This window comes from Alistipes sp., from assembly GCF_048465575.1.
In the GTDB taxonomy this organism is placed as follows: Bacteria; Bacteroidota; Bacteroidia; order Bacteroidales; family Rikenellaceae; genus Alistipes.
Genome location: NZ_DBFWLG010000008.1, coordinates 1 through 1,837, shown reverse-complemented (window position 1 = coordinate 1,837; position 1,837 = coordinate 1). Strand labels below are relative to the sequence as shown.

General features: G+C 41.3%; 2 protein-coding genes. Both read left to right on the top strand.

From position 1 onward, the window contains the following. Window positions 1-1,087 (top strand): site-specific integrase (locus tag ACMQ11_RS02730; RefSeq protein ID WP_418991133.1); only part of this gene is annotated, 1,087 nt, incomplete at its 5' end. A 7-nt stretch (window positions 1,088-1,094) separates the two neighbouring features. Next, window positions 1,095-1,837, top strand: a 743-nt coding sequence (locus ACMQ11_RS02725) for a phage integrase SAM-like domain and Arm DNA-binding domain-containing protein (protein ID WP_418991132.1), incomplete at its 3' end; no start/stop codon positions are given.

The following is a 1,837-nucleotide window of genomic DNA, read 5'->3' as shown; positions in this document are numbered from 1 at the left end:
CAAAGCGGGACGAATGACAGGAAAGAGTAACCTTGCCTTACAGGTAAACCGTCAGATTGATAAAATCAATCTAAGTATTCACGCTCGTTACAAAGAGTATCTAACCAATCGGGGAAGCGTAACAGCAGAAGAATTGAAAAACGCATTTCAGGGTATCGCTTCCACACAGGAAACTCTGTTGAAAGTATTTGCGGAACACAACGAAGTTTACCGTAAACGTGTCGGGATAGACAGGGAGAAAAGAACCTATAAAACCTATTGTAATGCTTACAGTCATTTGGCTGACTTCCTGCAAAAGAAATACCATGTGCGGGATATGTCATTTAATCAACTAACATTCTCTTTTATCGAAGCCTACGATTTTCATTTACGGGTGAATTTGAAGATGAAACCGAATACTGTATTAGGTTACATTATCCCGTTCAGAAAAATAGTTCGCATTGCTCTCAACAAAGGATTTATTGCCCGTGACCCATTTACGGAGTACAAACCGGAACGGGGACGGAGCGAACACCGTACCCTGACAGGCGAGGAACTACAAAAGATAATGAACGCTACATTTGATTCTCCCAACCGTACATTTATCCGTGATTTATTCGTTTTCTCCGCTTTCACCGGATTGGCATTTGCCGACATACGAAGATTAACTGAAAAGGAACTTGTTACAACCGAAGACGAGAGACGGTGGATTGTGATTGCAAGGAAAAAGACAGGTACGGTTTCCCGTATACGGCTATTAGATATTCCCTTGCAAATTATTGAAAAGTACAAAGAGGGCAGATTTTGTGAGAAACTGTTCTCTGTTCCCGGATATTCAACCGTTGATATAAACCTCAAACGCATTGCCGAAATATGCGGAATTAGAAAGAATCTGACATATCACATGAGCCGTCATACTTTCGCTTCGGAATTGTGCCTCTCGCAAGGCGTACCTATCGAAACAGTTAGCCGGATGTTGGGGCACAAGGATATACACACCACACAGATTTATGCGACCGTTTCCACTCAAAAGATAAGTGCCGACATGAAGCAATTATCCGAACGGATGGCGGGAAAGTTCTCTTTTGTCAAATCTAAAAACCAATAATAACATCATGCGTAGCACATTCAAATACCTGTTTTATATCAACAGGAACAAAGTAAAGAAGAACGGGCTTTGTCCCATAATGGGGCGTATCACATTGGACGGGGAAATCGTCCAATTCAGTACAGGACTGGAAACAAATCCCGATTTATGGGATGCTAAAACTGGGCGTTCAACCGGAAGAACGGCACACGAAACAGGCGTAAACAAAGGACTTAAAAACTTTTCGGCTTCCATAGAAAAGCATTATGCCTACATTGTAGAAAAAGACGGTTATGTAACAGCCGAACGTGTTAAAAATGCGGTTATGAATATAGCCCAAGAACCAACCACGTTACTAAAGGAACTGGAAGAAGCAACCGAAGAAATACGAAAAAGTATAGGCATAAACCACACAGTTGCAACCTATCGGGCGTATGTAAACGCTCATTTGAACCTGTCCCGTTTTATCCGTGATAAGTACGGTAAAAGTGATATGCCGTTTTCATCTTTGGAATACTCCTTTATTGAGAATTACGATATGTATCTGAAAATAGACCATAAGATGGCAACAGGTAGTGTGATGCAACATATTGTCTTTCTCAAGAAGTTAGTTAAACGAGCCATGAACAAAGGTATTATATCACGTAATCCATTTTTTGGTTATGTACCCGACCAACCTAAGACATCCCGCAAATGGTTGTCTTGTGAAGAAATACAAAAGGTTATGACTACCCCGATAGAGCATCCGAGCGTGGCATTTGTACGGGATAT